Genomic DNA, 23857 nt, shown 5'->3' on the forward strand with positions numbered 1-23857 from the left:
CACACGTTAATCTTCAGTAACGACTCGGGACACTATGAGGGCGCGGCCCGGCATCTCACCCTCGACGGCGCCGGTCTAGCGGCAAAGCGGCCGTGGCCGAGGCACTCTGGCACGTACCGGGCGGGTTGATCTTCTCCAAGCAGCCACAGGGACCAAGACCTGCGATCTCTAGCTGGCGACCTTGCGAAACCGGCGGCGGACGGTCACGAAAACCTCAAAAAGCGACGTACTGCCGCATCGACGCAGATCAGACGGCCGCACCGTAGTCGTTCCCGTCGCACCGGAACTTCGATGTGCAGCTCGAAAGCGGACGGTCAGCTAACAGCATCCGGGCAGGCCAGACCCGATCCGGCCTTGACCGTCCGCCGCTTTAGCATCACGGTCGTTGCTACACCCGTTACTACATAACGATCTTCAAACGGCTCTAATTGATCTCAACGGAGAGGTAAAAGCCCAGGTCAGGGATGGTGGGCAGGGGCGGGGTCGAACCGCCGACCTTCCGCTTTTCAGGCGGACGATCGGGCGCTCGGGCGCAGATCGACCCCCTACCCGCCGATTCGTCCGCGACAGAACAGAATGGTCGCGATCATGATGGTTCGCATGCCTTGAGGAGGTCCGCCTGTGTCCGCGATGGTGGGGAAGCGGCTGCGGCGGTGGCTGCACCGCGCCGCCGTCACCGCCAAGGATGTCGGCGAACGTGATCACCTTCCAGGGCTTGCGACGGTCGGGCGGGTTCCTGCCGCGGCCGGTGGCACCGACCCGGGCGTCAGCCCGACGGAGTTCGCGGGCGCGCTGCTGATCGTGGCCCGCGACGGCGACCCGGCCCTGCGCCAGGCGGTCCTGGACGGGCTGGGCACGGCCGCGGCGCCGTGGTGGCTGGCGGTGGACAAGGCGTTGCGGCAGCGATGGTGGTCCACGTCGCACTGGTCGCGGCGCCTCGCGGCGGACCTGGCCGACGGCGAGGTGGACGAGCTGCACCTGGTGGTGGCGGGGTGCCACCACAACGGGCGGATCCGCGAGGCGGCAGCCGTCCGCCTGGCGGACCGGACACACCCGGCCGCGGCCGCGGTACTCGCGCTTCGCGCCTGCGACTGGGTGGCCGAGGTTCGGCACCAGGCGCGGACGGCCATCGAGGGCTGGCCGCCGGTGCCGGACGGGCCGGTGCTGACCACGCTGGCGGAGCTGGCGTTCGCGTTACGCGGACGGCGAGAGGGCGCCTGGCTCGCGCAGCGCGTCGATCAGATCCTGCGGGACCTGCCGGCGCGGCAACTCCAGCCGCTGCTGTCTGCGCGGGATCGCGCGACCCGGCGGGCCGCCTACCGGGCGGCGATCGCCGCTGACCAGCTGAACCTGGACCAGCTGACAACGGCGGCGGTCAGCGACGGCGACCTGCCGATCCGGACGATGTGCGCCCAGGCCGCGGTGCGGGCCGCGGCCGACCCGGCGCGGCTGCACGCGATGCTGGCCAGCCGCACCGCCCAGGTCCGCACCGCGGCACTTGAGGCACTGATCGCGCACGGTGACCCGGACGTGGCCGAGGCGGCGCTCCCCGACCGGCATCCACTCGTGCGCGCAACCGCCCAGGCGACGCTGCGCCGTGCCGGTTCGGACCCGGCCGAGCGCTACCGCCGGCTCGCCGCAGCCCAGGCTCCGGAGCCTGGGACGATCGCGGGGCTCGGGGAGACCGGCACGGCGGACGACGCCGACACCGTCGCCCGGTGGCTGTCGCATCCGCGTGCCCGCGGCCGGGTGGAGGCGATCCGGGCGCTGCGTCGCCTCGGCGTCACGCGTCCGGCCGAGCTGGTGCCGATGCTGCGCGACGACTCCGCCGCGGTCACCCGCCAGGCGGTGGCGACTCTGCGCCGCGAGCCCGGCGCCGTTGAGCGGCCGGCGCTGGAGGCACTGCTCGCCGCGGGCAACGCCCCGCATGTGCGGTTCGCCGGCTACCGGCTGCTGACCACCGGGGACGACGCCTGGCAGCGGATGGCCGTCAACCTGCGCCTGCTCGACGACGCCGACGAACGGCTGCGGGCCAGCGCACAGGCCGACCTGACAGCGTGGCTCGACAACGAAGCCGCCACCACGTACCACGCGCCAAGCCGCGACCGCGCCGCCGAGCTTGACAGCCTGATCGAACGCACCCGCCCGGTCCTCGGCAAGCACAGGGCCCGACTGCTGCGGTTCCACGCTGGTCTCGAAACCGCCGGCTGACGAGCCTCAGGCGGTGCCTGGCGCTCGACGACGTCCTTCAGGAGGTCGGCCCCGGACGGCATGGTGTTCCACGGAACACCATGATCAGCAATGCTCGGCGAGCTGCTCGATGATGTGCGCCGTGCACCTGGTGATCCGCGGCATGACGAAGATCGGGGTGAAGGTCGGGATGCCGAATCCCCTCAGGTGGTAGGTGGGGCCGGTCGGGAAGTCGAGATTGGGAGCGAGTTCGTCTCCGGATTCACCGTCGAGACGGAGGTCGTGTCGACGACGACTCCAGCCAGAGCTTTGCGCACCGAGGATCCGACGGTGGCCATGGCGGACGTCCTTCCAGGGAGAAGACCGGAAAGTCCGGGGAGAACCGGAATGTTCAGAGCCGGAAGTTGAAGGTGTCGGTGTCGAAGGTGTTGTAGGCGGGGTAGTCGAGGAGCTCGTAGAGGCGGGAGCGGGTCTGCATCCGGTCGACGAGACCGGCCTGTGTGCCGTCCGCCAGGAGCTGGCGCAGCCCGTCCTCGACGGCGCCCATCGCGAGGCGCAGCAGGGTGACCGGGTAGATGACGAGGTTCACGCCGGCGGATTCCAGCGCCGCGGTGGTGAGAAGCTCGCTTTTCCCGAACTCGGTCATGTTCGCCAGGATCGGCACGTCGACCGCGCTGCGCATCGCCTCGAACTCGGCGAGGTCGGCCATCGCCTCCGGGAAGATCATGTCCGCGCCGGCGTCGGCGTAGGCGCGGGCGCGCTCGGTGGCGGCGTCCAGGCCCTCGCCGGCGCGGGCGTCGGTGCGGGCGCAGATGACGAAGTCGTCGTCACGGCGGGCGGTGACCGCGGCGTGGATCCGGCGGACCATCTCCTCGGTGCTCACCACGGACTTGCCGTCGAGATGACCGCACCGCTTCGGGTTGACCTGGTCCTCGAGGTGGCAGCCGGCGAGCCCGGCGTCCTCGAGGATCTGGACGGTGCGGGCGACGTTCATCGGCTCGCCGAAGCCGGTGTCGGCGTCCACGAGGGCCGGCAGGTCGGTGACCCGGGCGATCTGTCCGGCCCGCCCGGCGACCTCGGTCAACGTGGTCAGGCCGATGTCGGGCAGGGCGAGATCGGCGGAGAGCACCGCGCCGGAGACGTAGACGCCGTCGAAGCCGAGCTCGGTGATGAGAACAGCGGTCAGCGGGTTGAACGCGCCGGGGAAACGCAGCAGGCGACCGGAACGCAGCGCCTCCCGGAACGCGGCGCGACGGGAATGGGCCGGCTTCTTCGCGTGCAGCACTGCGGGTTCCTTTCCGAAATCCGGGCGGTCAGAAGATCCCCTGGGTGCCCCCGGTGGTGAGTGCGGGCTCGGGAGTGAGGGTGAGGCCGGCGAGTTCGCCCGGGGTCAGTTCGGGCAGGCGGGCGGCGGTGTCGAGGAACCTGTCCTGCTCGGGGCCGGGGATGACGCCCTCGGCGAGCCGGCGGAACTTGCCGACGTACTCGTCCCGGGCAAACGGACGGGCGCCGAGCGGATGCGCGTCGGCGACGGCGATCTCGTCGGTGAGCACGGTGTCGTCGTCGAGCTCGACGACGACCCGTCCCCCGAACGCCTTCTCGCCGGGGTCGGTGGCGTGGTAGCGCCGCGTCCACTCCTTGTCCTCCAGCGTGGTGATCTTCCGCCAGAGGGCGACGGTGTCCGGCCGCGCCGCCCGCTCGGGGGCGTAGGAGCGCTCGTGGTGCCAGTCGCCGTCCTGCAACGCGACCGCGAAGATGTAGGGAATCGAGTGGTCGAGGGTCTCCCTGCTGGCCTTCGGGTCGTACTTCTGCGGGTCGTTCGCCCCGGAGCCGATCACGTGGTGGGTGTGATGGCTGGTGTGGATCACGATGGAGCGGACTCGGGCGAAGTCCCCGATCCGCGGGCCGAGGCGGCGGGCCAGGTCGATCAGCGCCTGGCTCTGGTACTCGGCGGAGTGCTCCTTGGTGTAGGTCTCGAGGATTCCCCGCTTGGCCTCCCCGACCGCGGGCAGCGAGACGACGTACTGCCCGCCGGGCCCGTCGAGCAGCCAGGCGATGAACCCGTCCTCACCCTCGTAGGCCGGTGACGGCGCGCCCTCACCGCGCATGGCCCGGTCCACCGCCTCGACGGCGAGCTTGCCGGCGAACGCCGGTGCGTACGCCTTCCAGCTCGAGATCTCGCCCTTGCGCGACTGCCGGGTCGTTGTGGTCGTGTGCAGGGCCTGCTGGACGGCCTGGTGGACGGTCTCGGTCGGCAGACCGAGCAGGGCGCCGATGCCGGCGGCGGCGGACGGGCCGAGGTGCGCGATGTGGTCGATCCTGTGCCGGTGCAGGCAGATCCCGCGGACGAGAGCGACCTGGATCTCGTAGCCGGTGGCGATCCCGCGCAGCAGGGCGGCGCCGTCCAGCCCCAGGTGCTGGGCGACGGCCAGCACCGGCGGGATGTTGTCCCCGGGGTGGGAGTAGTCCGCCGCCAGGTAGGTGTCGTGGAAGTCCAGCTCGCGCACGGCGACGCCGTTGGCCCAGGCTGCCCACTCCGGGGAGACGCGGACGCCGGCCGGCGTGCCGAACACGGTAGCGCCGTCACGCCCGGCGGCGGGGATGTGCCGCAGCGCCTGGTCGCGGGCGGCGGCCACCGGCTTTCGGGTCAGCGACGCGGCGGCCACCCCGGCGTTGTCGATGACCCGGTTGATCACCATGTCGGTCACGTCGTCGGTGACCTCGACCGGGTCGGTGGCGACCGCGGCGATCTTCCAGGCGAGCTGGTCCTCGCGGGCCAGCCGCTCGGCGCTCCGGTACACGCGGACCTTGTGGTCGATCATGCGTTCGCTCCTTCTTCCGAGGTGTCCGCCGAACCGGGTTGGAGAGGTTCCTGCCTAACAGGCCCACGTCGACCATGCGCAGCCGACACGGCTACCCGCTGGTGCCCGATGGACGGGTGTCGGTGTGCTCGAAGCCGGTGCCGGCCTACCGCCACCGAGCGCTCCCGCCCGACCACACTGCTCCGATCCGGTTGACCTCGCCGCGCACCAAGCGTCTAATGGCGAGAACCTGATATATCAACTGCGAGAGGGGCATCCGTGTCGCCAAGGCGCGAGGACCAGCTCACCCTGGTCGCGTTCATGCAGGCTTCGAACGTGTCGGTGTACTCGGGGTCGTGGCGGTACCCGAGCTCGGCGCACGACTTCCTCGACCTCCGCTACTACCAGCGGATAGCGCGGGTGCTCGAGGAGGGCACGTTCGACCTGATGTTCTTCGACGACCGCCTGGCGATGCCGTCGATCTACAACGCGTCTCCCGCCGACGCCGTCCGCTACGGCGCCCGCCCGGTCAAGCTCGATCTGACCGCGGTGCTGGGCGCCGCCGCGGCCGCGACGTCGCACCTGGGCCTCGGGGCGACCTACTCCACGACGTACTACCCGCCGTTCCACGTCGCGCGGACCTTCGCGACGCTGGACCACCTCAGCGGCGGGCGGGCGGCCTGGAACGTCGTCACCTCGGTGAACGACTCCGAGGCCCGCAACTTCGGGGTCGACCAACACCTCGGTCACGACGAGCGCTACGACCGCGCCGAGGAGTTCATCGACGTCGTCACCCGGCTCTGGGACTCCTGGGAGGACGACGCCCTGGTGATGGACCGCGAGTCCGGCGTCTTCGCCGACCCGGGCAAGGTCCACGAACTCGACCACCACGGCAAGTACTTCCACGTGCAGGGACCACTCACCGTCCCACGCCCGCCGCAGGGCCGGCTGCCCATCATCCAGGCCGGCCAGTCGGGCCGCGGCCAGCAGTTCGCCGCCAGGTGGGCCGACCTGATCTTCACCGCCGACCCGAGCCAGAGCGTCGCCGCCGAGCACTACCGCAGCCAGAAGGAACTCGTCACAGCCGAGGGCCGGTCCGCCGACGCCGTCCGGATGCTCCCGATGGCGTACGCCATCGTCGGCGAGACCGAGACGATCGCCAGGGAGAAGGAGAACATCTTCCGCGACGAGCTCGTCCACCCGATGGCGTCGCTGACGCTGCTCTCCGAGCTCACCAACCACGACTTCTCGGGTTACTCACTCGACGACGAGATCACCGACGAGCTCATCAACTCCGTCTCCGGCATCCGCGGCCTCGTCCAGGGCGTGAAGAAGCACCTCGGCGGCGGCAGGATGACGCTGCGGACGCTGGCGAACCACCGCGCCACCCTGCTGCAGGGCCCGCGCTTCGTCGGCACCGGCGCACAGATCGCAGACCAGATGCAGGACTGGTTCGAGACCTACTCCTGCGACGGTTTCGTCCTCGCGGCCACCCACTTCCCCGGCGCGTTCGAGGACTTCGTCCGGCTGGTGGTGCCCGAGCTGCGCCGCCGCGGGCTGTTCCGCTCCCGCTACACCGGCTCGACCCTGCGCGAGAACCTGGGCCTGGCACGGCCCGCCAGCAGCTTCACCGCGCCGGTCAGCAGCGACGTCCGGCCCTGAACGGACCGGCCGCGTGGAAGCGGGTCCCCAAGATCCCAGGCCGGATCTGATGTGCGGCGAGGGCCGCGATCGCCCGTCAGCCGCCGGCGCCGGCGCCCGCCGCTGGACCGGCGGCTGTCGATCCGGCCCCGGCCGGCCCGGGGCCGAACACCCGGGCGACGAGGAGCCGGCCGGCGCTGACCACATGCTCCTCCGACACCCGGCGCGCGCGGGCACCGTTGTGGGCGGCGATGGCGTCGACGATGTCGTCGTGCTCGCGCAGGGCGCAGCCCACCTGCTCCGGGACGAGGTCGAAGAACGACCACGGGATGATCCGCCCGGTCTGGCGGATGAGCGCGATCAGACGCACCGAGTCGCTGGCCTGGTTGACGGCCCGGTGGAACAGGAAGTTCGCCGTCCGCAGGTCGCCGCCGGTCTCGACCGCCGATCGGACGTCGGCCGCCAGGCGCCGGAGCTCGGCCAGGTGGGCTTCGGAGATCCGTTCCGCGGCCCAGGCCGCGGCCGCGCCGGAGAGCATGGCGATGAGGGCGAAGTTGTCCTCGACGTCACGCTGGCGCAGGCCGATCACCGTCACCCCGCTGCGGGGGGCGACGCGGACCAGGCCCTCGAACTGGAGCGCCAGGCACGCCTCGCGGACGGGGGTGCGGCTCGTGCCCAGCCACGCGGCGGTCTCGTCCAGGTCGATGCGGGCCCCCGGGCCGAGGCGGCCACTCATGATCTCGTCGCGGAGCACGTCGGCCACTCTGTCCCGGGCGGTGGCGCCCAGCCGGAGCCGGCGGGGCCGGCCCTGCCCGGCGTCGGCTACCGCCGCCGGGCCCGCTCCAGCCCCCGCCCATTCATCCGAGCCGGGCATACCGTCGCGCGGGCCGAGGTATCCGGGCGTCGCCACGCCGACCAGCGTATATCAGAAGAGCAGAACAGCCGCGCCGTCAAGTGGCTCAGGTGGCGTCCCCGAGCAGGTGGAACCGGCGGCGGAAGTAGACGGCGGGACGGTCCTCGCCGACCTGGGTCCGCTCGACCCGGCCGAGCAGGATCGAGTGGTCACCCGCCGGTTGGATCGCGTGGGCGGCACAGTCCAGCGTCACGCACGCCCGGTCGAGCACGGGGAGGCCGCGTTCGTCGGGGCGGAAGCCCGCGTCCGCGAACTTGTCCGCGCCGCGCGTCGCGAACCGCACCGCGAGGTCGGCGTGTTCCGGGGGCATCACGTGCACGATGAACCGCCGCGCCGCCTCGAACGCGGGGTGGCACTGGGCGGACGTCGCGAGACAGACAAGGACGAGCGGCGGATTCATGGACACCGAGCAGAACGAGCTCGCCGTGAAGCCCCACCACCGACCGGTGTCGTCGGCGGTCGTCACGATCGTGACGCCGCTGGGAAACGAGGCCATCGCGTCGCGGAACCGACGGTCGTCGTCGGACGCCGCGGACGCGGTCTCGCGCGCGCTGGTCGTGGCTGTGTCCGGCCGCCGGCCCATCCTGGTCCACCTCTCGGTCAGTGATGCGCCTGCGGCCACCGCCCCACCGAAGACACCCGGTAAAGGGGCGTGGCGTGCCGGGCGGATGACGTCCTTCCAGCTCAACTCTGACACTTTGATATATCAGGTGTCAAGGCGGGACTCGACTGTTCCGTCGACCGAACCGGGTGGCGGGCCCGACAATGCGAGGGTGCTGACTGCATTGCGTCAAGGCCGGGCCGTGGTCCGGATGTCGGGCGCCGCGCTCGCGGGCGATGATCTGGCGGGCGCGGTGGGCGCCGCCGCCGAACGGGTGCGGGGGCTGCGCCGGATCGCGGTGGTGGCCACCCCGACCCTGGAAACCGTTGTCGCGATCGCCGGGGCGGTGGAGGCCGGCGTCACCGTGGTCACGGTCAACCCGCAGGCCGGCGCCGCCGAACGGGCGTACGTCCTGGCCGACAGCGAACCCGACCTGCTGCTCGACGACGTGGATCTCACCGCACGCGGCGCGCTGCCGACCGAGCCGGCTGATGACGACGCACCCGCACTGGTGATCTACACCTCCGGGACCACCGGGCCCCCGAAGGGCGCGGTGATCCCGCGCCGCGCGGTCACGTCCAACATCGACGCGCTGGCCGACACATGGGCCTGGTCACCGGCCGACGTGCTCGGGCACGCGCTGCCACTGTTCCACGTACACGGCCTCGTGCTCGGGACGCTGGGCCCGCTGCGGATCGGGTCCGCGCTGCACCACGCGGCGCGGTTCGCGCCGGTGCCGGGCGGGACGCTGTACTTCGCCGTGCCGACCATGTGGTCCCGGGTGCCCGAGCCGGAGGCGTTCGCGTCCGCCCGGCTGCTCGTGTCGGGCTCGGCGGCGCTACCCGTCCCGGTGTTCGACCGGTTCGCCGCGCTGGCCGGTCACCGGGTCGCGGAGCGTTACGGGCTCACCGAGACCCTCATCAACACCGCCGCGCGGGCCGACGGTGACCGCCGCCCAGGCCTGGTGGGTGCGCCGCTGGGCGGCGTCGAGGTCCGGGTCACCGGTGACGAGGAGTTCGGACCGGTCGAGGTACGCGGCCCGAACGTGTTCACCGGCTACCTGGGCAACCCGGCCGCCACCGCCGCGGCGCTGACCTCCGACGGCTGGTTCTCGACCGGAGACCTCGGCGTCTTCGAGCCGGACGGGCAGCTGCGCATCGTCGGACGGCAGAGCACCGACCTCATCAAGTCCGGTGGCTACAAGATCGGAGCCGGCGAGATCGAGAACGCGCTGCTGGCCCACCCGTCCGTCGCCGAGGCCGCGGTCATCGGCGTGCCCGACGACGACCTCGGCCAGCGCATCGTCGCGGTCGTCGTCGCGCACGAGACGATCGACGCCACGACGCTGATCGACCACGTCGCCACCGCCCTGGCACCCCACAAGCGCCCGCGCGAGATCCGGTTCGCCACCGAACTGCCACGCAACCAGATGGGCAAGGTACAGAAGAAGAAACTGCTCACCTGAGCACCGCGGAGGGCTGCCCGGCGGCTCAGGACAGCAGCTGGCGGATGTCGTTGGCGTCCAGGGTCGCGTCGACGAACTCGCCGTCGTCCATGACGCTGGTGAACAGTTCGGCCTTACGTGCCTGCAGTGCCATCACCTTCTCCTCGATCGTGTCCTTGGCCACGAGTCGATAGGCCATGACGTTGCGTGTCTGACCTATGCGATGTGTTCGGTCCACGGCCTGTGCCTCGGTGGCGGGGTTCCACCACGGGTCGAGCAGAAAACAGTAGTCCGCCTCGGTCAGGTTCAGGCCGTATCCGCCCGCCTTGAGACTGATCAGGAAGACCGGCGCCGCCCCTTCCTTGAACCGGCGCACGACCGCCGAACGGTTGCGGGTGGTGCCGTCGAGATAGCAGTACTCGATGCCGGCCACAGCAAGGGAATCGCGCACCCTGCCGAGGAACCGGGTGAACTGGCTGAAGACGAGCGCGCGGTGCCCACCGTCGACGACGTCCCGCAGCTGCTCGAGCAGAATGTCGATCTTGGCGCTGGGAAGATCGTCATACGTGTCATCGACCAGCCCGGCGTGAAGACTGAGCTGCCGCAGTGTCGTGAGCGACCGCAGGATCGTGAAACGGTTACGGTTCATGTCGTCGATCAGGCCCAGGACCTTCTGCCGTTCGCGCTGCAGCCGGGTCTGGTAGACCTTGCGGTGGCGGGGATGCAGCTCGATCTCGAGGACCTGCTCCTGCTTGACTGGGAGCTCGGGTGCGACCTGTTCCTTGGTACGGCGCAGAATCAGCGGCCTGATTCTGCGCCGCAGTTGCGCCAGGCGCTCGGTGTTACCCTGCTTCTCGATCGGGCGGGCGTAATAGTCCTGGAACCGTGACCGGTTCGGGAACAGCCCCGGAGCAGTGATCGACAGCAGCGACCACAACTCCATCACGTTGTTCTCCAACGGTGTTCCCGTGACCGCCAGCTTGAACGGCGCAGGCAACAGTCTCGCGCACTGGTACGCCTTCGACTGACTGTTCTTGACGATCTGCGCCTCGTCGAGGATCAGCCCGGCCCAGGTGGCGCCGGAATACGCCTCCTCGTCGAGCCGGAAGAGGGTGTACGACGTCACGACCACATTGGCGGCGTCCATGACCTCATCGAGGGTCTGGCCCCGGCGCCGCAGTGTGTCGGTGACGGCGGTGACCCGCAGCGCGGGTGCGAACCGAGCCGCCTCGGCGACCCAGTTCGACACGACGCTCGTCGGCGCGACGATGAGGAACGGTGCGAGCGCCGGGTCGGCCTGGCGGGCATGGCAGATCAGCGCGAGCGACTGCAGGGTCTTCCCCAGGCCCATGTCGTCCGCGAGGATCCCTCCGAGTTGGCAGTCCCACAGGAAGCTCAACCACTGGTAGCCGTCAGACTGGTAGGGCCGCAGGCTGGCCTGCAACATGCCCGGTGACTCCTTCGCACCGGCCGAACCGAGGTCCAGCAGGCCCGCCACCTGGCGGCGCCACGCCGCGGCCTGGCGGACGACCACGCCGAGGCCGGCCAGTTCCTCCCACAGCCCGGCCTGGAAGCGGCTGATACGCAGCGGCCCACCCGGGGCGTCCTGCAGCGCCCGGGCCTCCTCGATCAGCTGGCGCAGCACCCGCAGTTCCGGTTTGTCCAGGCTGAAATACGCCCCGTCGTCGAGCAGGAGGTGCGATTCACCCCGGCTGAGCGCGAGAAAGACCATCGAGAACGGGACCTGGCGCCCGTCCAGGGTGATGGCGAGCCCCAGATCGAACCAGTCGGGTTCGTTCGGCACGTCGTCGGTCGAAACCTCGATGCGCAGCAAATCCCCGACCTCGCGGTAGGCGGCGGGACGCCCACCGACCTCGACGGCGATCCCGTCCCGGGCGGCCAGTAGCGGCAACAGCTCCGTCGTGAACCGCATCGTCTCGACCCCGCTGAGACGGACGGAGGAGACCGGCACGCCCGCCTCGCCGCACGACAGCAGCCGGGCGGCGTCGAGCGGCAGGTCCAGACCCGTCAGGATCTCGGCCTCGCTGGTCCTGTCCCGGTACTCGGAACCCGTCCCGTCGCCGTGCAGCGGTGCCCGCAGCCGCGTGTCTCCGACCGAGTAGTCCCATTCCCAGGTGATCTCGACGGTGTGGTCGGGGCCGCAGTCTGCCCGGGCGACGAGAACAGGCGGCGCGATCACCGGCGGTTCGAAGGAACCGTCGGAGGAGACGATCGTGGCCAACTGACGCAGGCCGGGGTAGAACTCGCGGACGAACCGCGACCGCTCGGCGGCCGGGACCTCCAGGCTCCGGTTCCCGACGGCCATCCGGACCAGTGCCGGCGGCACGAAGGCGGTCAACCGGGCCAGCCGGATGTGCCAGTCCGCATGCCGGTCCGTGGCCTGGATCTCCGCCCGGTCGATACCGACGACGCCGTGACCGCCGATGAACGCGAACGGTGCGACGGCCGCGTCCGAGCCGGCCACGCGCAGTACGGGTCGGACGGTGAGCGCCGCTGTCGCCGGATCGCAGGTGACGTCCAGACAAAGTTCCGCCGAACCGTACGGCTCGATGTTCCCGAGGCGTTTGCGTCCGTGCACCAGTTGGATACCGGCCGCGATGGCCTCGTCGAGCAGCGGCCACAGCCGCGGGCTCGTGAACGCGCCGAGGTCGATGTGCTTGTCGTCCCGGTGCGAGTAGTGGCGGTACAGCGAGTCCTCGTCCCCGGACCGGTAGACGGCGTACATCTCCCGCAGGACCCGCAGGTGCGCCACAAGATAGTCATCCCGCTGGTACGGCCCGTGAGGTGCGCTCAGCTTCGACCAGGCGGGCCCGCCGACCCAGCCGTTCTTCCCGGGTTTCACCACGCGCGCGAGGACACGCAGGGACGGCCCGCCGGACGTCGACCGGCCCACCACCGGCTCCGCGGACAGTGTCAGTTCGAGGGCAAGCGGCGTGGCACCCCGTGGTTCGCCATCAGCCGGCCGGTCACCGAGCAGGGCCGACAACGATGACGCCCAGGTCGCCGGCGCGGCGGCCGCGCGACGGCCCCGGCTGCCCGGTTCCGGGTCGCGTGCGGCGGTCTGCGCCGCCGTCAGCACGAGTGCCACGGCGTGTTTGCAGCTGACGCCCACCGGGCAGCTGCACTCGCCGTGGCTGAACCGCCAGGCACCCGAACGGGCCCGGCCGGTCAGGGAGACAGTGGTCAGGTACCGCTCGCCATGGCTACCTTCGACCCGGCCCTGGAGCACCTGGGCCACCGGCTCCCACGACATCTCGCTCACCGCGCCCTGGCGGGCGTACTGCGCGCCCCGCCGGTAGGTGACGTCACCCACAGCGGCCCGCAGATGATGGTCATCGACGCTGCGCAACGCCGCGGGAAGCATAAAGGAGAAGCTAACAGCCCCCGGTCGGGGATCTGCCGCCTCGTTCTGGCGGAGACCACGCTGATGTCCGGAGCGGGAAGTCACCCGAAGCGGTGCCCCGCCCGCCGGCCGACGGGCGGGGCACCAGGCTCAGCGCCAGCCGGCTGCGGGTGAGCCCGCGCACCGTCGCGCGGCGCGCGGCGCACCGGAGGACGGCTCGGCACCCGCCGTCACGTCAGCTCGCGGTGGGCAGGTCGAGCAGCCGGTCGGAGGTGAGAATGGTGCCGTCCAGCCGCAGCAGATAGCCGGCGGGCTTGGTGACGATGGTGCGGGTGGGGTCGGCGCCGGCGGCCGCGAGGAACTTGCGCAGCTGGGAGATGTAGACGTGGATGGCGGCCGCCGCCCGGCGGGGAGGCCGGTCTCCCCACAGCTCCATGACCAGGGTGTCCTTGGTCGTGATCCGGCCGGCGCCGACGAGCAGCACGGCCAGGGTGGTCTCCATCTTCGGTGCGCTCAGCAGGTGACTCTCCCTGCTGTTCGACACACGCAGGGGCCCGAGCAGTTCGTATCGCATCAACACCTCGTGCAGGCAGCAGGAAACGAGTCCGGGAGGGGAGGTCTTCAATGTCCCGCGGCCACGCGGCGCGCACATCGGTGAAACCGCGTAGGTAAGGCGAGACGCCGGGATCAGGCGGGCGCGACGCCGAAGGCGCGCAGGAAGGTGTCGACACCAGCGCGGACGACCTCGTCGACCTCGCGGGGCCGCAGTGGCCGGGCGCCCGGGATGCTCCGCACCGGCAGCTCCTCGTAGACGAGCGAGATGAACTGGTTCGCCCCGCGCATCGGGTCGTCGATGCGCAGCAGACCCGCGTGGGCGAGCCTGGCGAGCCGCCCCGCCAGCACCTCCACGAACTGGTCGGCCCCGCTGGCGCGCACGGCGTCGTAGAGGTCGGGGAAGCGCAGTGCCTCCGCGTAGAGCAGCCGGCGCACCACCTCGGACCGCTCGTCGCAGTAGCAGTCGACGAGCCTCGTCGCGACGGCTTCCAGCCCGCCACGAAGGCCGCCGGCGTCCTGGGGGAAGCCCTCGAGCACCTCGAGCGCCTTCGCGTTGGACAGCGCCGCGGTCGTCGTCATGACGTACCGGAACAGGTTCTCCTTCGACCCCAGATGGTTGTAGATCGTCGGCTTCGCCACCCCCGCCTCGGTGGCGATCATGTCGATCGTCGCCTCGGTGTACCCGTGCCGGGAGAAGACGCGCAGCGCGGCCTCCACGATCGCGCGCCGTTTGTCCAGCCGGCCCCGATCTGACCGGCCCGGTTCCGGCCCGTCCCGTTCCGCCGGAGTTCCGGCCGCGCCGGTGGTCTCGCCCACACCCATGCCCGCATGCTACCGTCCGACCCATCATATTGAAACGAATAGTTCACTTTTACTTAAGATCTGTTTTAAGGAGGGTTCGATGGTAGGCACGGACACGGCGGAGGACAGCCCCCCTCGGCTTGATTCCGCCCTGCTGATCATCGTCGGGGTGATGGTGCTCGGCGGGATGATGTCCTACCTGGACGCGACGATCGTCAACGTCGGGATCAGCACGCTCGGCGCGGAGTTCGAGGCCTCGCTCGCCACGATCGAGTGGGTGACCACCGGCTACCTGCTGGCGGTCGCGCTCGCCATCCCGCTGGCCGGCTGGGCGATGGCGCGCTTCGGCTCGCGGCGGATGTGGCTGCTCGGCCTGTCGTTGTTCCTCGCCGGCTCGGCGCTGTGCGCGGTGGCCTGGAACGCGGAGAGCCTGATCGCCTTCCGGGTCCTGCAGGGGCTCGGCGGCGGCATGGTCGACCCGATCATGATGACCGTGGTGGCCGGCGCGGCCGGCCCGGCCCGCATCGGGCGGGTGATGGGCCTGATCTCGATCCCGATCACGATCGGGCCGGTACTCGGCCCGATCGTCGGCGGCGTGCTGCTGGAGAACTTCTCCTGGGAGTGGATGTTCCTGGTGAACATCCCGTTCGCCCTCACCGCGATCGTGCTCGCCGTCGTGGTGCTGCCCGCCGACCCGCCGCGGGACGGCACACCGGCGCCCCTCGACGCCCTCGGCGTGGCCCTGCTGTGCCCCGGTTTCGCCGCGGTGGTCTTCGCGCTCTCCCAGGCCGGGCGGGACGGCTTCGGCAGCGCCCAGGTCGTGATCGGTCTGGTCCTCGGTGCCGCGCTGTTCGCCGGCTACGCCGCGCACACCCTGCGCACCGCCGGCACCCCACTGCTCGACCTGCGGCTGTTCGCCAGCAAGGGCTTCAGCGCCAGCGTGACCATCATGTTCCTCGTCGGCGGCGGCCTGTTCGCGCTGCTGTTCCTGCTACCGCTCTACTACCAGCAGGTACACGACCACTCGGTGCTGGAGTCCGGCCTGCTGCTGGCCCCGCTGGGCGTCGGCGCCATGATCGGAATGCCGCTGGCCGGCAACCTCGCCGACCGCATCGGCGCCCGGCGGCTGGTGCCCACCGGCGCCCTGCTGGTCACGGCGGGGGCGCTGGTGTTCACCCAGTCCGGGGCGGGCACCTCCCAGGCCGTGCTGACTCCCGCCCAGCTCGTCATCGGTTTCGGGCTCGGGCTGGTCGGCGCGCCGACGATGGGCTCGGTCTACCGCACCGTCCCGATGACGTCGGTCGCCGGGGCGACAGGGGCGGTGTTCATCCTCAACCAGATCGGCGCGTCGTTGGGCGTGGCCGTCGTCGCCCTGATCCTGCAGGGCGGCGGGGCGCACGCGGCCCCGACACCCGACTCGTTCGGGAACGCCTTCTGGTGGCCGGTCGCCGCGGGCCTCGTGGTGTTCTCGGCCGGCTTCCTGCTGCCCGGCCGCCCGGCGCCGGCCCCCGAGGCGGCCCCGGCCGCCCCCGCGGAGCCGGTGCCCAACTCGGTCTGAGCCCGCCCCGCCCCACGCACGCACGCACGGCTCGTGCCGACCCGCCGACCGCCGACTCCGGCGGCGCGGCCCTCCCGGAGGATCCGATGACACGCCCCGCCGGCCCGCCCCTGTCCGCCCTCGACGTCGTGCCCGTCTTCGAAGGCGGCAGCGCCACCCAGGCACTGCGCGACACCGTCGCGCTCGCGCCCCGGGTGGAGGAACTCGGCTACCACCGGTACTGGGTAGCCGAGCACCACAACACCCCCAGTCTGGCCACCTCGACGCCGGCCGTGCTCGCCGGCAGGATCGCCGCCGCGACCAGCACGCTGCGGGTCGGCTCGGGCGGGGTGCTGCTGCCCAACCACGCCCCGCTCGTCGTCGCCGAGCAGTTCGGCACGCTGGAGGCGCTCTTCCCGGGCCGCGTCGACCTCGGGCTGGGCCGGGCGCCCGGAACCGATCCGACCACCGCCCGGGCGCTGCGCCGCACGCCCGGCGGCGACGAGCGCTTCGAGGGCCAACTGCGGGAGCTCTCGGGCTACTTCGCCCCCACCGCCCCGGGCAGCCGGGTGCTCGCGGTGCCCGCCGCCGACAGCCGGCCGAAGCTGTGGCTGCTCGGTTCCAGCCCGGCCAGCGCCGGGCTCGCCGCCGCCCTCGGCCTCCCCTACGCCTTCGCCCACCACATCAACCCGCACGCGAGCACGGCGGCGCTGCGCCACTACCGGGCGGCGTTCCGCCCCTCACCCCAGCTCGACCGGCCGCACGCGCTGATCAGCGTGATAGCGACGGTCGCCGACAGCGACCAGGCCGCGGCACGGGCCGCCGCCCCCTACCTGCTCGGCAAGATCTGGATGCGCACCATCGGCGGATTCGACGCGTTCCCCTCCGCCGCGGCCGAGGGCGCGCACGCCTACAACACCGCCGAGCGGGCCTTCCTCGAGGACCTCGCGGCCCCCCAGCTCATCGGCGGCGTGGACACGGTCCGCCGGCGGCTGGCCGGGCTGGTCGAGGCGACCGGCGCGGACGAGCTCATGGCGCTCACCGTGGTGCCCGACCAGGCCGACCGCCTGCGGTCCTTCGAGCTGCTCGCGAGCGCGGCCACGGCGGTGAGTCCAGCCACCGAGCCAGGGATTTCAGCGCGGCTTTAGAACACCCCACCAGGGTGGTGATCCCTATCCATACCGTGTACGGAGTACCTGAATGCCATCGCGCCGAACGGCACGAAGAGCAGGGCTGTTCGCGGCCCTCGCCGTCACCCTGGCCACCGCGGCCTACGGATCCGACGGCGGCGGCACCTACACCTTCGAGCTGCGCGACGACGTCACCTTCCACGACGGCGCCAAGCTCGACGCGGAGGCGGTCAAGGCGAACTTCGACCACATCGTGGCCAAGGACACCGAGTGGAGCAGGTGTTCACCGACCCGCGCCATCGGTACACCCAGGAGCTGCTCTCCGCCGTTCCCGGCGAGGCGGGGCGGGCGTACCGCGCGCGCTTCGGAACCGGCGCACCCGGCGGGACGTCTCGCTACGGGGCCTCGGCCGGCGGTACCTCGGTCGGCGCCGCGGCGGCGAAGGCACGCAGGAAGGTGGCGGTCGCGGCCCGCGCGGTGTGCTGGATCTGGGTGTCATCGAACGGGCGGGTGCCCAGCGCGGAACGGTGCGCGACCGGGCCGGTGAGCAACGCGAGGAACTGCTCGGCCGCCTCGACCGGGTCGGCCAGCCGCAGCCGGCCGGCGAGCGCGAGCCGGGCCAGCCGGTCCGCGAACGCCTCCCCCACCTGGTTCGGCCCATTGGCGCCGATCATGTCGAACAGGTCCGGGAACCGGACGATCTCGGCGTGCAGCAGGCGGCGCAGCGCCCAGGAATCCGCGGCGCAGTAGCACTCCAGCAGCGCGCGGCCGACGTCGGTGAACGCCGTGGGCAGGTCGGCCACGTCGGCGGTGAGCCGGCTGACGACGGCAAGGCTCTTGGCCGTGGTCCTGTCCGCCGCGGCCGCCATCGCGTGCCGGAACAGGTTCTCCTTGCCGCCGAGATGGTTGTAGATCGTCGGCTTCGCCACGCCGGCCTCGGAGGCGATCATGTCAATGCTCGCCTGCGCGTAACCCTCGCGCGCGAAGACGGCGAAGGCTGCGTCCAGGATCGCCTGCCGCTTGTCGATCCTGCCTCGTGTGCCGACACTTCCAGCCGACTCCGCCGCTGCAGCCGACTTCGCGACCTTCGCACTGCGCACCGGCCCACCCTACGCGGACGACGGCGGCGGGCCGCCCGGCCCCGGCGGACCGGGCCGGCGCACGACCAAAGCCCTCCAATCTTGGCATTTACCACTAATTCGATGGGTGCGGCCGCGCTGGCCGTGCTGGCCGTCAGCCAGCTCGCGGCCTGCGGAGGCTCCACCGCCGCCGACGGGACGCCCTGGTCGCGCCGACGTGCCGGAACCGGGCGAGCTCCCCTCACCGCTGCGGCCACCGAGCGGCTGCCGGTTCCGCACCCGCTGCCCCCGAGCCCGCCCCCGGTGCGCGGCGGAGCAACCGGCGCTGCGGATGGTCGTTCCCGATCACCAGGTCGCCTGCCACCACCCGGGCTGACACCTCGGCCATCGTGGGACGCGAACAGGATTATCCTCCGGCAGCACGCCGAGGGATCACGGAATTAGCGGGCTTTTAGCGGTCGACACAATACTGATCTCCCATAAGCTACCCGGACGCATGCGTCCCACTCCTTCGGCGCCTGTACTGCCTTCACTGACCGACATCCGGGCTCCGGCCGCACTGCTGGCCTTTCTCTTCCATGCCCAGTGGGAGAACCATTACATCGGTGGCGGGACCGGTGACACGATCTCCGACATCATCGACCGCGAGCGATCTGTTTTTGCCCGTCCTGAGAGGAGACGAGGACATCCGGTCAGTCGGCGGCCAGGCCGCGCCGTAGGGCCCAGATCTGCTCCTCCTGGGCGCGCCGCGCGGTGTCGATGTCCAGGTCGCGGAAACCGTGCGCCGCGCCCGCGTAGGCGTGCAGATCAACCGGCACCCCCGCCTGCATGAGCCGCAGCGCGAAAAGGATCCCCTCATCGCGCAGCGGGTCCTCGCCGCCGACGGCGAGGTAGGTCGGGGGCAGCCCGGTGAGGTCGTCGGCCCGGGCGGGAGCCGCGTACTGGTCGGCCTCGGTCACGCCCTCGCCGAGGTAGAGGCGCCAGCACTGGACGGCGAGCGGGCGGTTCCAGACCGGGGTGTCGACGGCGTCCCGCATGGACGGTGTCTCCAGCCGGTCGTCCGTAGTGGGCATGACCACACTCTGGAAACGCACCGCCGGCCCGCCGCGGTCGCGGGTCAGCAGGGCCACCCCCAACGCCAGGGTCGCACCCGCACTGACCCCGGCCAGCCCGATCCGGGCCGGATCGGCACCCAGCTCCTCGGCATGCGCCGAGGCCCACCGCAGGGCGCTGTAGCAGTCGTTGAGGCCGGCGGGGAAAGGATGCTCGGGGGCGAGACGGTACCCGACCGACACGATCACCGCCCCGGTACCGAGAGCCAGTTGGGCGACGCCCTGATGAACCATGTCGAGGCTGCCGAGCACGAAGGCGCCCCCGTGCATGTACACGGCCAGCGGCAGCGGGGACGGCCGGCCTTCGGGGCGGTAAACACGCACCCGTACCTTCACGTCGTCATCGGAGCCGGGAACGAGATGGTCCGTGATGGTGAGCCCCGGGATCGGCGGTAGCTCGTCGGCATGAATCGCCGCCCGCCCGGCGCGCTCCTGCCTGACCGCGGCCTCCAGGTCGGTGATGGTTCCCGCATTCGGCGCCGGCGCCGACGTCCTTGCCATTCCGCGCTCCTCGTTCTCTGCTTTTCGATCCGCATCGGGGATGGGCCGGCCCGGTGACAGAATCAACTGACGTCCACCATGGGACACGCATCGATGTCGACCGTCGTCCCGACTCGGCGCACAGCCTTTTTGCCGGGACTTCCACCATATCGCGAACAGAATATGTGCCGTACTGGAACAGAGCCTTTTACGTGGCGCCGACGGTGCCCGAGTGCCATGGCGTACCGCGCGGTTCCCTGCGTGCGCGCCGCCTCAGCTGTCAGGGCCGGGCAGATCTATTTCGAAGTAGTACGAGTCCGTGCCCGGGCCGCGGCGTTCGTGGCGGTCGAAGCCGACGCTCTCGTACAGCGCGACCGCGGCGGTGTCGGCGTTGGTCGTCGTCAGGTCCATGTACGTCGCCCCACGCCGGCTCGCGTGCTCCATCGTCGCCGTGAGCAGGATCCGGCCCAGCCCGCGCCCCCGCAACGCGGGCCGGACGTACAGCTCGGCCAGATAGCACTCGTCGGCGTCGTCCCACAGCGAGGGCCGGAACCGCGTCAGGGTGAGCCCGTCCGCGTCGTCCCGGTCCGCGGACGCCTCGAGGAGCAGCACGGCCGTCGCGCCCTGGCCGAGCAGCAGCGCGACCCGATCCGCGAGCCAGCCCTGTTCGGGCGCCGGCTCGTCGTACTCCGCGTTGAACGCCCGGAGCAGACGTGCGATCTGCTCCGCGTCGGCGGCCTGGGCGACGCGGACGCGCGGCAGGCCGCTCGTCGTCATACCGACCAACCTATCGACCTGCCAGCTCCGGCCGGAGTCGGCCGAGTCGGCCGGAGTCAAACAGCACGGTACGGCTGTGGGCCGTGAAGTGAACCCGCCCAGATCCCCGCGACCGGCGGGCGTCTCCGCTTCAGAGCTGGCCGCGGTTGGGGGGCAGCACGTCGTTGAGGAGGAAGTTCCCGACGTGGTGGTACTTCCAGTCCACCGGGTCGTGGCTGGCGTGGGTGCGGACGTTTCGCCAGTGCCGGCTCAGATCGTGGCGCTCGTCGGTGGCGCTGGCGCCGGACAGCGCGAACAGATCGCTGGCCACCTCGGCGGCGACCTCACTGCCGAACGCCTTCGCCTGGGCCACCGCGAGCGAGCCTTCCGCGGCCTGCCGCGCGTCCCGCGGGGATCGCCCGACCTCGTGCAACCGGTCGGCGGCCCAACGCAGCAGCTCCTCGGCGGCCCGCACCCGGGTGGCCAGCCGGCCGTAGCGCAGAATCGTGTGCGGATCCTGCGCCGCCGAATCGACCCAGCCTCCACACGCGGCCTCGAAGAACGGCCGGGCCCGGGTGCGAACGAACTCCCCGGCGTCCCGCAGGGCGCCACGGGCGATCCCGACCTGGATCGCGGCGTGCACGAGTTGGGCCCGGGCCCCCAGCTGCTGGGGAACCTCGAAGGCTCGGTGGTACGGGATGACCAGCGAAGGGTCGACCGGTACGGCCCGCAGGGTCGTCGTGCCGCTCACCGTGGCGCGCTGGCCCATGACGTCCCAGTCATCGTCCACCGACACTCCGGGGGCGTCGCGTTCGACGAACGCCAGCACCAGGCGGTCAGCCTCGTCGAGCGCGCTGACGCCGATCCACCGCGCGGTGATCGACCCGGTGCTGTAGTACTTGGTCCCGTCGAGCCGCAGCCCGGTGCCGTCCGGGCGAAGCCTGGTGCCGAGGTCCTGTGCGTGCCGCCCACCGCGCTCGGCCAGCCCGCTGCCGAGCCGGGCACCGGCGAGGATCTCCGCGAACAGCCGCCGCTGCTGTGGCGCCGTCCCCCAGAGCGTCAGCACGTCGACGAACAGGAAGTGCCCCTGCGGAATCTGCGCGATGGCCGGATCAACCGCGGCGATCGTGCGGATGACCTCGGCGAGGGTTCTTGGTGACACCTCCGCGCCACCGTGCTCGGCCGGCACTGTGATGCCGAGCAGACCGCTGGCGTCCAGCGCCGCCAGGGCCTCGACCGGCACGGCGGCCGACCGGTCCCGTTCGATCACCGTGTCGGCGATCGACTCGGCGTAGCGTCGTGCCGCGGCGACCGCCTCCGCGTCCGATCCGATCACCGGGATGGCCGTCGCCTCCGCTGACGAGCCGGTCATCGGGACATGGCACCGTTCACCCTGGTCCGGAGCGGCCCCCCGAACGTGACCCGGTCAGCCACGTAACGCTCAGGATCCATCAATCCCCCTAATTTCGATCGACAAAATTTACGACAGCCTCATGTCACCAATAGCGGCGATCCTGCAACATCCACCCCCCGGCGCCCCGCCGCCCACCGACAGCGGACGATCACGCCCCCGCGTGCGACCAGGGACATGCCGAAGATCAGGCGTCGCAGGAAGACTTGATACCCAGATCGTCGGGGAATCGTTCCGTCATCGTCTGGTGGCCAGCCGGAATGGGGAGGAACTCATGACCGGACAGCGGGATCAGGTGGCTGCCATCGCAGTCGAAGCGTACATTTTTGCCTATCCGCTCGTGACCATGGAGCTGACCCGACTCCAAGCCACCAATGTCGAGCCCGGAGTGGCGCCGGGCCGGGCCCCGATGAACCATTTCGCACATATCCGGGAGTTTCCCGACGCCGGTTTCAGGATGGTCGTCCGGCCGAACTTCGACACCCTCTACTCCTCGGCCTGGGTGGATCTGACCGAAGGACCGGTGGTGGTCTCCGCGCCCGACACGGATGATCGCTACTACATGTTGCCCGTTCTCGACATGTGGACGGATGTCTTCGCCACCCCCGGAAAGCGCTCCAGCGGCACGGCCGCGGCAGACTGGGCGCTGGTGCCGGCCGGGTGGAGCGGGCGCCTGCCGGCGGGCGTGGGACGCATCGACGCGCCGACTCCACACGTCTGGATCATCGGCCGGACGCAGACCAACGGCGAGGCCGACTACGACGCCGTCCACAAGGTGCAGGACGGATTCCAGCTCTCCCACCTCGCGGACTGGGGGCGCGCTCCGATCGCCGCGACCACCCGGGCTGTCGACCCGGACATCGACATGACGACGCCGCCCCTGGACGTCATCAACGCCATGACCGGCGAGGAGTTCTTCAGGCGCGCGGCAGAGCTGATGAAGCTTCACCCGCCACATGTCACGGACTGGTCACAGATCCGGAGAATGCGCGCGCTCGGCCTGGTTCCCGGCGAGTCCTTCGACTCGAACCGCCAGGGCCGGGCCGTTCGGGATGCCGTCGCGGCGGCGCCCCGGACCGCTCAGAAAGCGATGACCGCGCGAGTTTCGACAATGGCGACCGTGTCCAACGGATGGCAGACCAACACGGACTCGATCGGCGTCTACGGCAACTACTACATGAAACGGGCCGCCGTCGCGATGATCGGTCTCGGCGCCAACCCCGCAGAGGAAGCCGTCTACCCGCTGCTGCTCACTGACGCGGACGGCGACCCGCTCGACGGATCCGTCGACTACGTGCTCCACTTCGAGCGCGACGAGCTCCCTCCGGTCTCCGCGTTCTGGTCGATCACGATGTACGACAAACACGGCTTTCAGGTGGCCAACCGGCTCAACCGGTTCGCCCTCGGAGACAGGGATCCGCTGACGTACAACGCTGACGGATCGCTCGATCTCCATATCCAGCATGCGTCCCCCGGATCCGCTCGGGAATCGAACTGGCTGCCGGCCCCGCTCGGCCCGCTGGGTGTCACGATGCGGCTCTACGCACCCGACCCCGCGGTCCTGTGCGGAGCATGGTCACCACCCGCGGTACGGAAGGCCGCGAGCCGCCCCGGCTGACAGCTCCCCGGCGGATCCCACCGACGGGCCGAAGGTCCGGCGTCCCAGACTTCGGCCCCCGGCAGGATCGTTGTCGTGACGGATCTGCGCGCCCATGTTCTCGCCCGCCTGGATCAGCTCGAACAGACCGCTCGCGATGTTCCCGGGGCGTCCATCTGGAACGCCCGCCAGGTCGCCGGCATGACCGGGGTCGCGCCCGCGGTCGCCGAGCACATCGCCCAGTGGAGCCCGGCCCGCATCCTCCCCTGGACCAGCGGCGCCCGCGAGCTCACCGAGCTGCACCACGACATCGACGGGAAGTGCGCCGTCTGCCTCGACGTATATCCCTGCCCGACCTTGTCCGTTGTGGCCCGAACCCTCGGCATCACCCCGGGCCGATGAGGTGGGCGGGCGGATGGTGGTTCACGCGGCGTGATCTCGCAGG

18 protein-coding genes, 1 tRNA gene and 3 pseudogenes are annotated in these 23857 nt (G+C 71.0%); 9 read left to right on the plus strand and 13 right to left on the minus strand.

The annotated features are described in order from the left end of the window. Positions 1–465 precede the first annotated feature (465 nt). Positions 466–545, minus strand: a tRNA-Phe gene (locus tag E0504_RS44920). Between the two features lie 85 nt (positions 546–630). Between E0504_RS44920 and E0504_RS53025 the strand changes: the two genes are divergently transcribed. Next, positions 631–2211, plus strand: coding sequence for a HEAT repeat domain-containing protein (locus E0504_RS53025; protein WP_373694011.1), 1581 nt, complete (start codon positions 631–633; stop codon positions 2209–2211). A gap of 84 nt (positions 2212–2295) precedes the next feature. On the opposite strand, the pseudogene E0504_RS54725 reads toward E0504_RS53025, so the two are convergent. The 3 genes and pseudogenes from E0504_RS54725 to E0504_RS44940 form a co-directional block, all read right to left on the minus strand. Further along, a pseudogene (locus tag E0504_RS54725) lies at positions 2296–2439 on the minus strand (citrate/2-methylcitrate synthase); the annotation flags it as partial. A 142-nt stretch (positions 2440–2581) separates the two neighbouring features. Next, the gene (gene prpB, locus E0504_RS44935) at positions 2582–3475 is read right to left on the minus strand and encodes a methylisocitrate lyase (RefSeq protein WP_112105122.1); all 894 of its coding nucleotides are present in this window, start codon (positions 3473–3475) and stop codon (positions 2582–2584) included. A 28-nt stretch (positions 3476–3503) separates the two neighbouring features. Continuing rightward, positions 3504–5012 (minus strand): MmgE/PrpD family protein, encoded by a 1509-nt coding sequence (locus E0504_RS44940; RefSeq protein WP_112105121.1) that lies wholly within the window; start codon positions 5010–5012, stop codon positions 3504–3506. Positions 5013–5312: 300 nt separating this feature from the next. On the opposite strand from E0504_RS44940, the gene E0504_RS44945 reads away from it, so the two are divergent. After that, positions 5313–6653 carry an LLM class flavin-dependent oxidoreductase gene (locus tag E0504_RS44945; RefSeq protein WP_112105135.1) on the plus strand — a complete coding sequence of 447 codons (1341 nt, stop codon included), beginning with the start codon at positions 5313–5315 and terminating at the stop codon, positions 6651–6653. A 76-nt stretch (positions 6654–6729) separates the two neighbouring features. Here the strand turns inward: E0504_RS44945 and E0504_RS44950 are convergent, their stop codons facing one another. After that, complete coding sequence (locus E0504_RS44950) at positions 6730–7542, minus strand: GntR family transcriptional regulator (RefSeq protein ID WP_071066352.1); 813 nt, start codon at positions 7540–7542, stop codon at positions 6730–6732. Between the two features lie 49 nt (positions 7543–7591). Further along, complete coding sequence (locus E0504_RS44955; protein WP_200835185.1) at positions 7592–8128, minus strand: flavin reductase family protein; 537 nt, start codon at positions 8126–8128, stop codon at positions 7592–7594. Positions 8129–8318: 190 nt separating this feature from the next. Here E0504_RS44955 and E0504_RS44960 point away from each other — a divergent pair, with 190 nt between their 5' ends. After that, the gene (locus E0504_RS44960; RefSeq protein ID WP_243657926.1) at positions 8319–9611 is read left to right on the plus strand and encodes an acyl-CoA synthetase; all 1293 of its coding nucleotides are present in this window, start codon (positions 8319–8321) and stop codon (positions 9609–9611) included. Between the two features lie 25 nt (positions 9612–9636). Here E0504_RS44960 and E0504_RS44965 read toward each other — a convergent pair whose 3' ends face one another. The 3 genes from E0504_RS44965 to E0504_RS44975 form a co-directional block, all read right to left on the minus strand. Beyond that, on the minus strand, positions 9637–12975 hold the full coding sequence (locus tag E0504_RS44965; RefSeq protein ID WP_131627548.1) for a DEAD/DEAH box helicase: 3339 nt from the start codon (positions 12973–12975) through the stop codon (positions 9637–9639). Positions 12976–13189: 214 nt separating this feature from the next. Then, on the minus strand, positions 13190–13528 hold the full coding sequence (locus tag E0504_RS44970; protein ID WP_235013708.1) for a helix-turn-helix domain-containing protein: 339 nt from the start codon (positions 13526–13528) through the stop codon (positions 13190–13192). Positions 13529–13641: 113 nt separating this feature from the next. Then, positions 13642–14331 (minus strand): TetR/AcrR family transcriptional regulator, encoded by a 690-nt coding sequence (locus E0504_RS44975; protein WP_131627550.1) that lies wholly within the window; start codon positions 14329–14331, stop codon positions 13642–13644. Positions 14332–14410: 79 nt separating this feature from the next. Between E0504_RS44975 and E0504_RS44980 the strand changes: the two genes are divergently transcribed. The 3 genes and pseudogenes from E0504_RS44980 to E0504_RS44990 form a co-directional block, all read left to right on the plus strand. Then, complete coding sequence (locus tag E0504_RS44980) at positions 14411–15868, plus strand: DHA2 family efflux MFS transporter permease subunit (RefSeq protein ID WP_131627552.1); 1458 nt, start codon at positions 14411–14413, stop codon at positions 15866–15868. Between the two features lie 86 nt (positions 15869–15954). Further along, entirely contained in the window at positions 15955–16995 is a 1041-nt protein-coding gene (locus E0504_RS44985) for an LLM class flavin-dependent oxidoreductase (RefSeq protein WP_112108855.1), read from the plus strand. A gap of 52 nt (positions 16996–17047) precedes the next feature. Next, a pseudogene (locus E0504_RS44990) lies at positions 17048–17248 on the plus strand (ABC transporter substrate-binding protein); the annotation flags it as partial. Positions 17249–17372: 124 nt separating this feature from the next. On the opposite strand, the gene E0504_RS44995 reads toward E0504_RS44990, so the two are convergent. After that, entirely contained in the window at positions 17373–18077 is a 705-nt protein-coding gene (locus E0504_RS44995; RefSeq protein WP_112108854.1) for a TetR/AcrR family transcriptional regulator, read from the minus strand. A 193-nt stretch (positions 18078–18270) separates the two neighbouring features. On the opposite strand from E0504_RS44995, the pseudogene E0504_RS53850 reads away from it, so the two are divergent. Further along, a pseudogene (locus E0504_RS53850) lies at positions 18271–18432 on the plus strand (oligopeptide/dipeptide ABC transporter ATP-binding protein); the annotation flags it as partial. Between the two features lie 316 nt (positions 18433–18748). On the opposite strand, the gene E0504_RS45010 reads toward E0504_RS53850, so the two are convergent. The 3 genes from E0504_RS45010 to E0504_RS45020 all read right to left on the minus strand — a co-directional run bounded on the left by E0504_RS45010 (position 18749) and on the right by E0504_RS45020 (position 21776). Further along, positions 18749–19669, minus strand: a complete 921-nt coding sequence (locus E0504_RS45010; protein ID WP_112108853.1) for an alpha/beta hydrolase — start codon at positions 19667–19669, stop codon at positions 18749–18751. A gap of 252 nt (positions 19670–19921) precedes the next feature. Then, positions 19922–20425: a GNAT family N-acetyltransferase gene (locus tag E0504_RS45015; RefSeq protein WP_083391316.1), complete on the minus strand. Its 504-nt coding sequence runs from the start codon at positions 20423–20425 to the stop codon at positions 19922–19924. 130 nt (positions 20426–20555) lie between these two features. Further along, positions 20556–21776 (minus strand): SfnB family sulfur acquisition oxidoreductase, encoded by a 1221-nt coding sequence (locus tag E0504_RS45020; protein ID WP_112108852.1) that lies wholly within the window; start codon positions 21774–21776, stop codon positions 20556–20558. A 313-nt stretch (positions 21777–22089) separates the two neighbouring features. On the opposite strand from E0504_RS45020, the gene E0504_RS45025 reads away from it, so the two are divergent. Beyond that, entirely contained in the window at positions 22090–23433 is a 1344-nt protein-coding gene (locus tag E0504_RS45025; protein WP_112108851.1) for a DUF1254 domain-containing protein, read from the plus strand. 75 nt (positions 23434–23508) lie between these two features. Next, on the plus strand, positions 23509–23814 hold the full coding sequence (locus E0504_RS45030; protein ID WP_071066344.1) for a DUF6221 family protein: 306 nt from the start codon (positions 23509–23511) through the stop codon (positions 23812–23814). Positions 23815–23857: the final 43 nt, after the last annotated feature.

The organism is Parafrankia sp. BMG5.11, assembly GCF_004337455.1.

Excerpts from the sequence above, each read along its gene's own strand:
- E0504_RS45010 (WP_112108853.1), bottom strand. The coding sequence starts at position 19,669 with ATGGCAAGGACGTCGGCGCCGGCGCCGAATGCGGGAACCATCACCGAC.
- E0504_RS44965 (WP_131627548.1), bottom strand. The coding sequence starts at position 12,975 with ATGCTTCCCGCGGCGTTGCGCAGCGTCGATGACCATCATCTGCGGGCC.
- E0504_RS53025 (WP_373694011.1), top strand. The coding sequence starts at position 631 with ATGGTGGGGAAGCGGCTGCGGCGGTGGCTGCACCGCGCCGCCGTCACC.
- E0504_RS45025 (WP_112108851.1), top strand. The coding sequence starts at position 22,090 with ATGACCGGACAGCGGGATCAGGTGGCTGCCATCGCAGTCGAAGCGTAC.
- E0504_RS44970 (WP_235013708.1), bottom strand. The coding sequence starts at position 13,528 with ATGCGATACGAACTGCTCGGGCCCCTGCGTGTGTCGAACAGCAGGGAG.
- E0504_RS44955 (WP_200835185.1), bottom strand. The coding sequence starts at position 8,128 with ATGGGCCGGCGGCCGGACACAGCCACGACCAGCGCGCGCGAGACCGCG.
- E0504_RS44980 (WP_131627552.1), top strand. The coding sequence starts at position 14,411 with ATGGTAGGCACGGACACGGCGGAGGACAGCCCCCCTCGGCTTGATTCC.
- E0504_RS44940 (WP_112105121.1), bottom strand. The coding sequence starts at position 5,012 with ATGATCGACCACAAGGTCCGCGTGTACCGGAGCGCCGAGCGGCTGGCC.
- E0504_RS45020 (WP_112108852.1), bottom strand. The coding sequence starts at position 21,776 with ATGACCGGCTCGTCAGCGGAGGCGACGGCCATCCCGGTGATCGGATCG.
- E0504_RS45015 (WP_083391316.1), bottom strand. The coding sequence starts at position 20,425 with ATGACGACGAGCGGCCTGCCGCGCGTCCGCGTCGCCCAGGCCGCCGAC.
- E0504_RS44985 (WP_112108855.1), top strand. The coding sequence starts at position 15,955 with ATGACACGCCCCGCCGGCCCGCCCCTGTCCGCCCTCGACGTCGTGCCC.
- E0504_RS44945 (WP_112105135.1), top strand. The coding sequence starts at position 5,313 with ATGCAGGCTTCGAACGTGTCGGTGTACTCGGGGTCGTGGCGGTACCCG.
- E0504_RS44975 (WP_131627550.1), bottom strand. The coding sequence starts at position 14,331 with ATGGGTGTGGGCGAGACCACCGGCGCGGCCGGAACTCCGGCGGAACGG.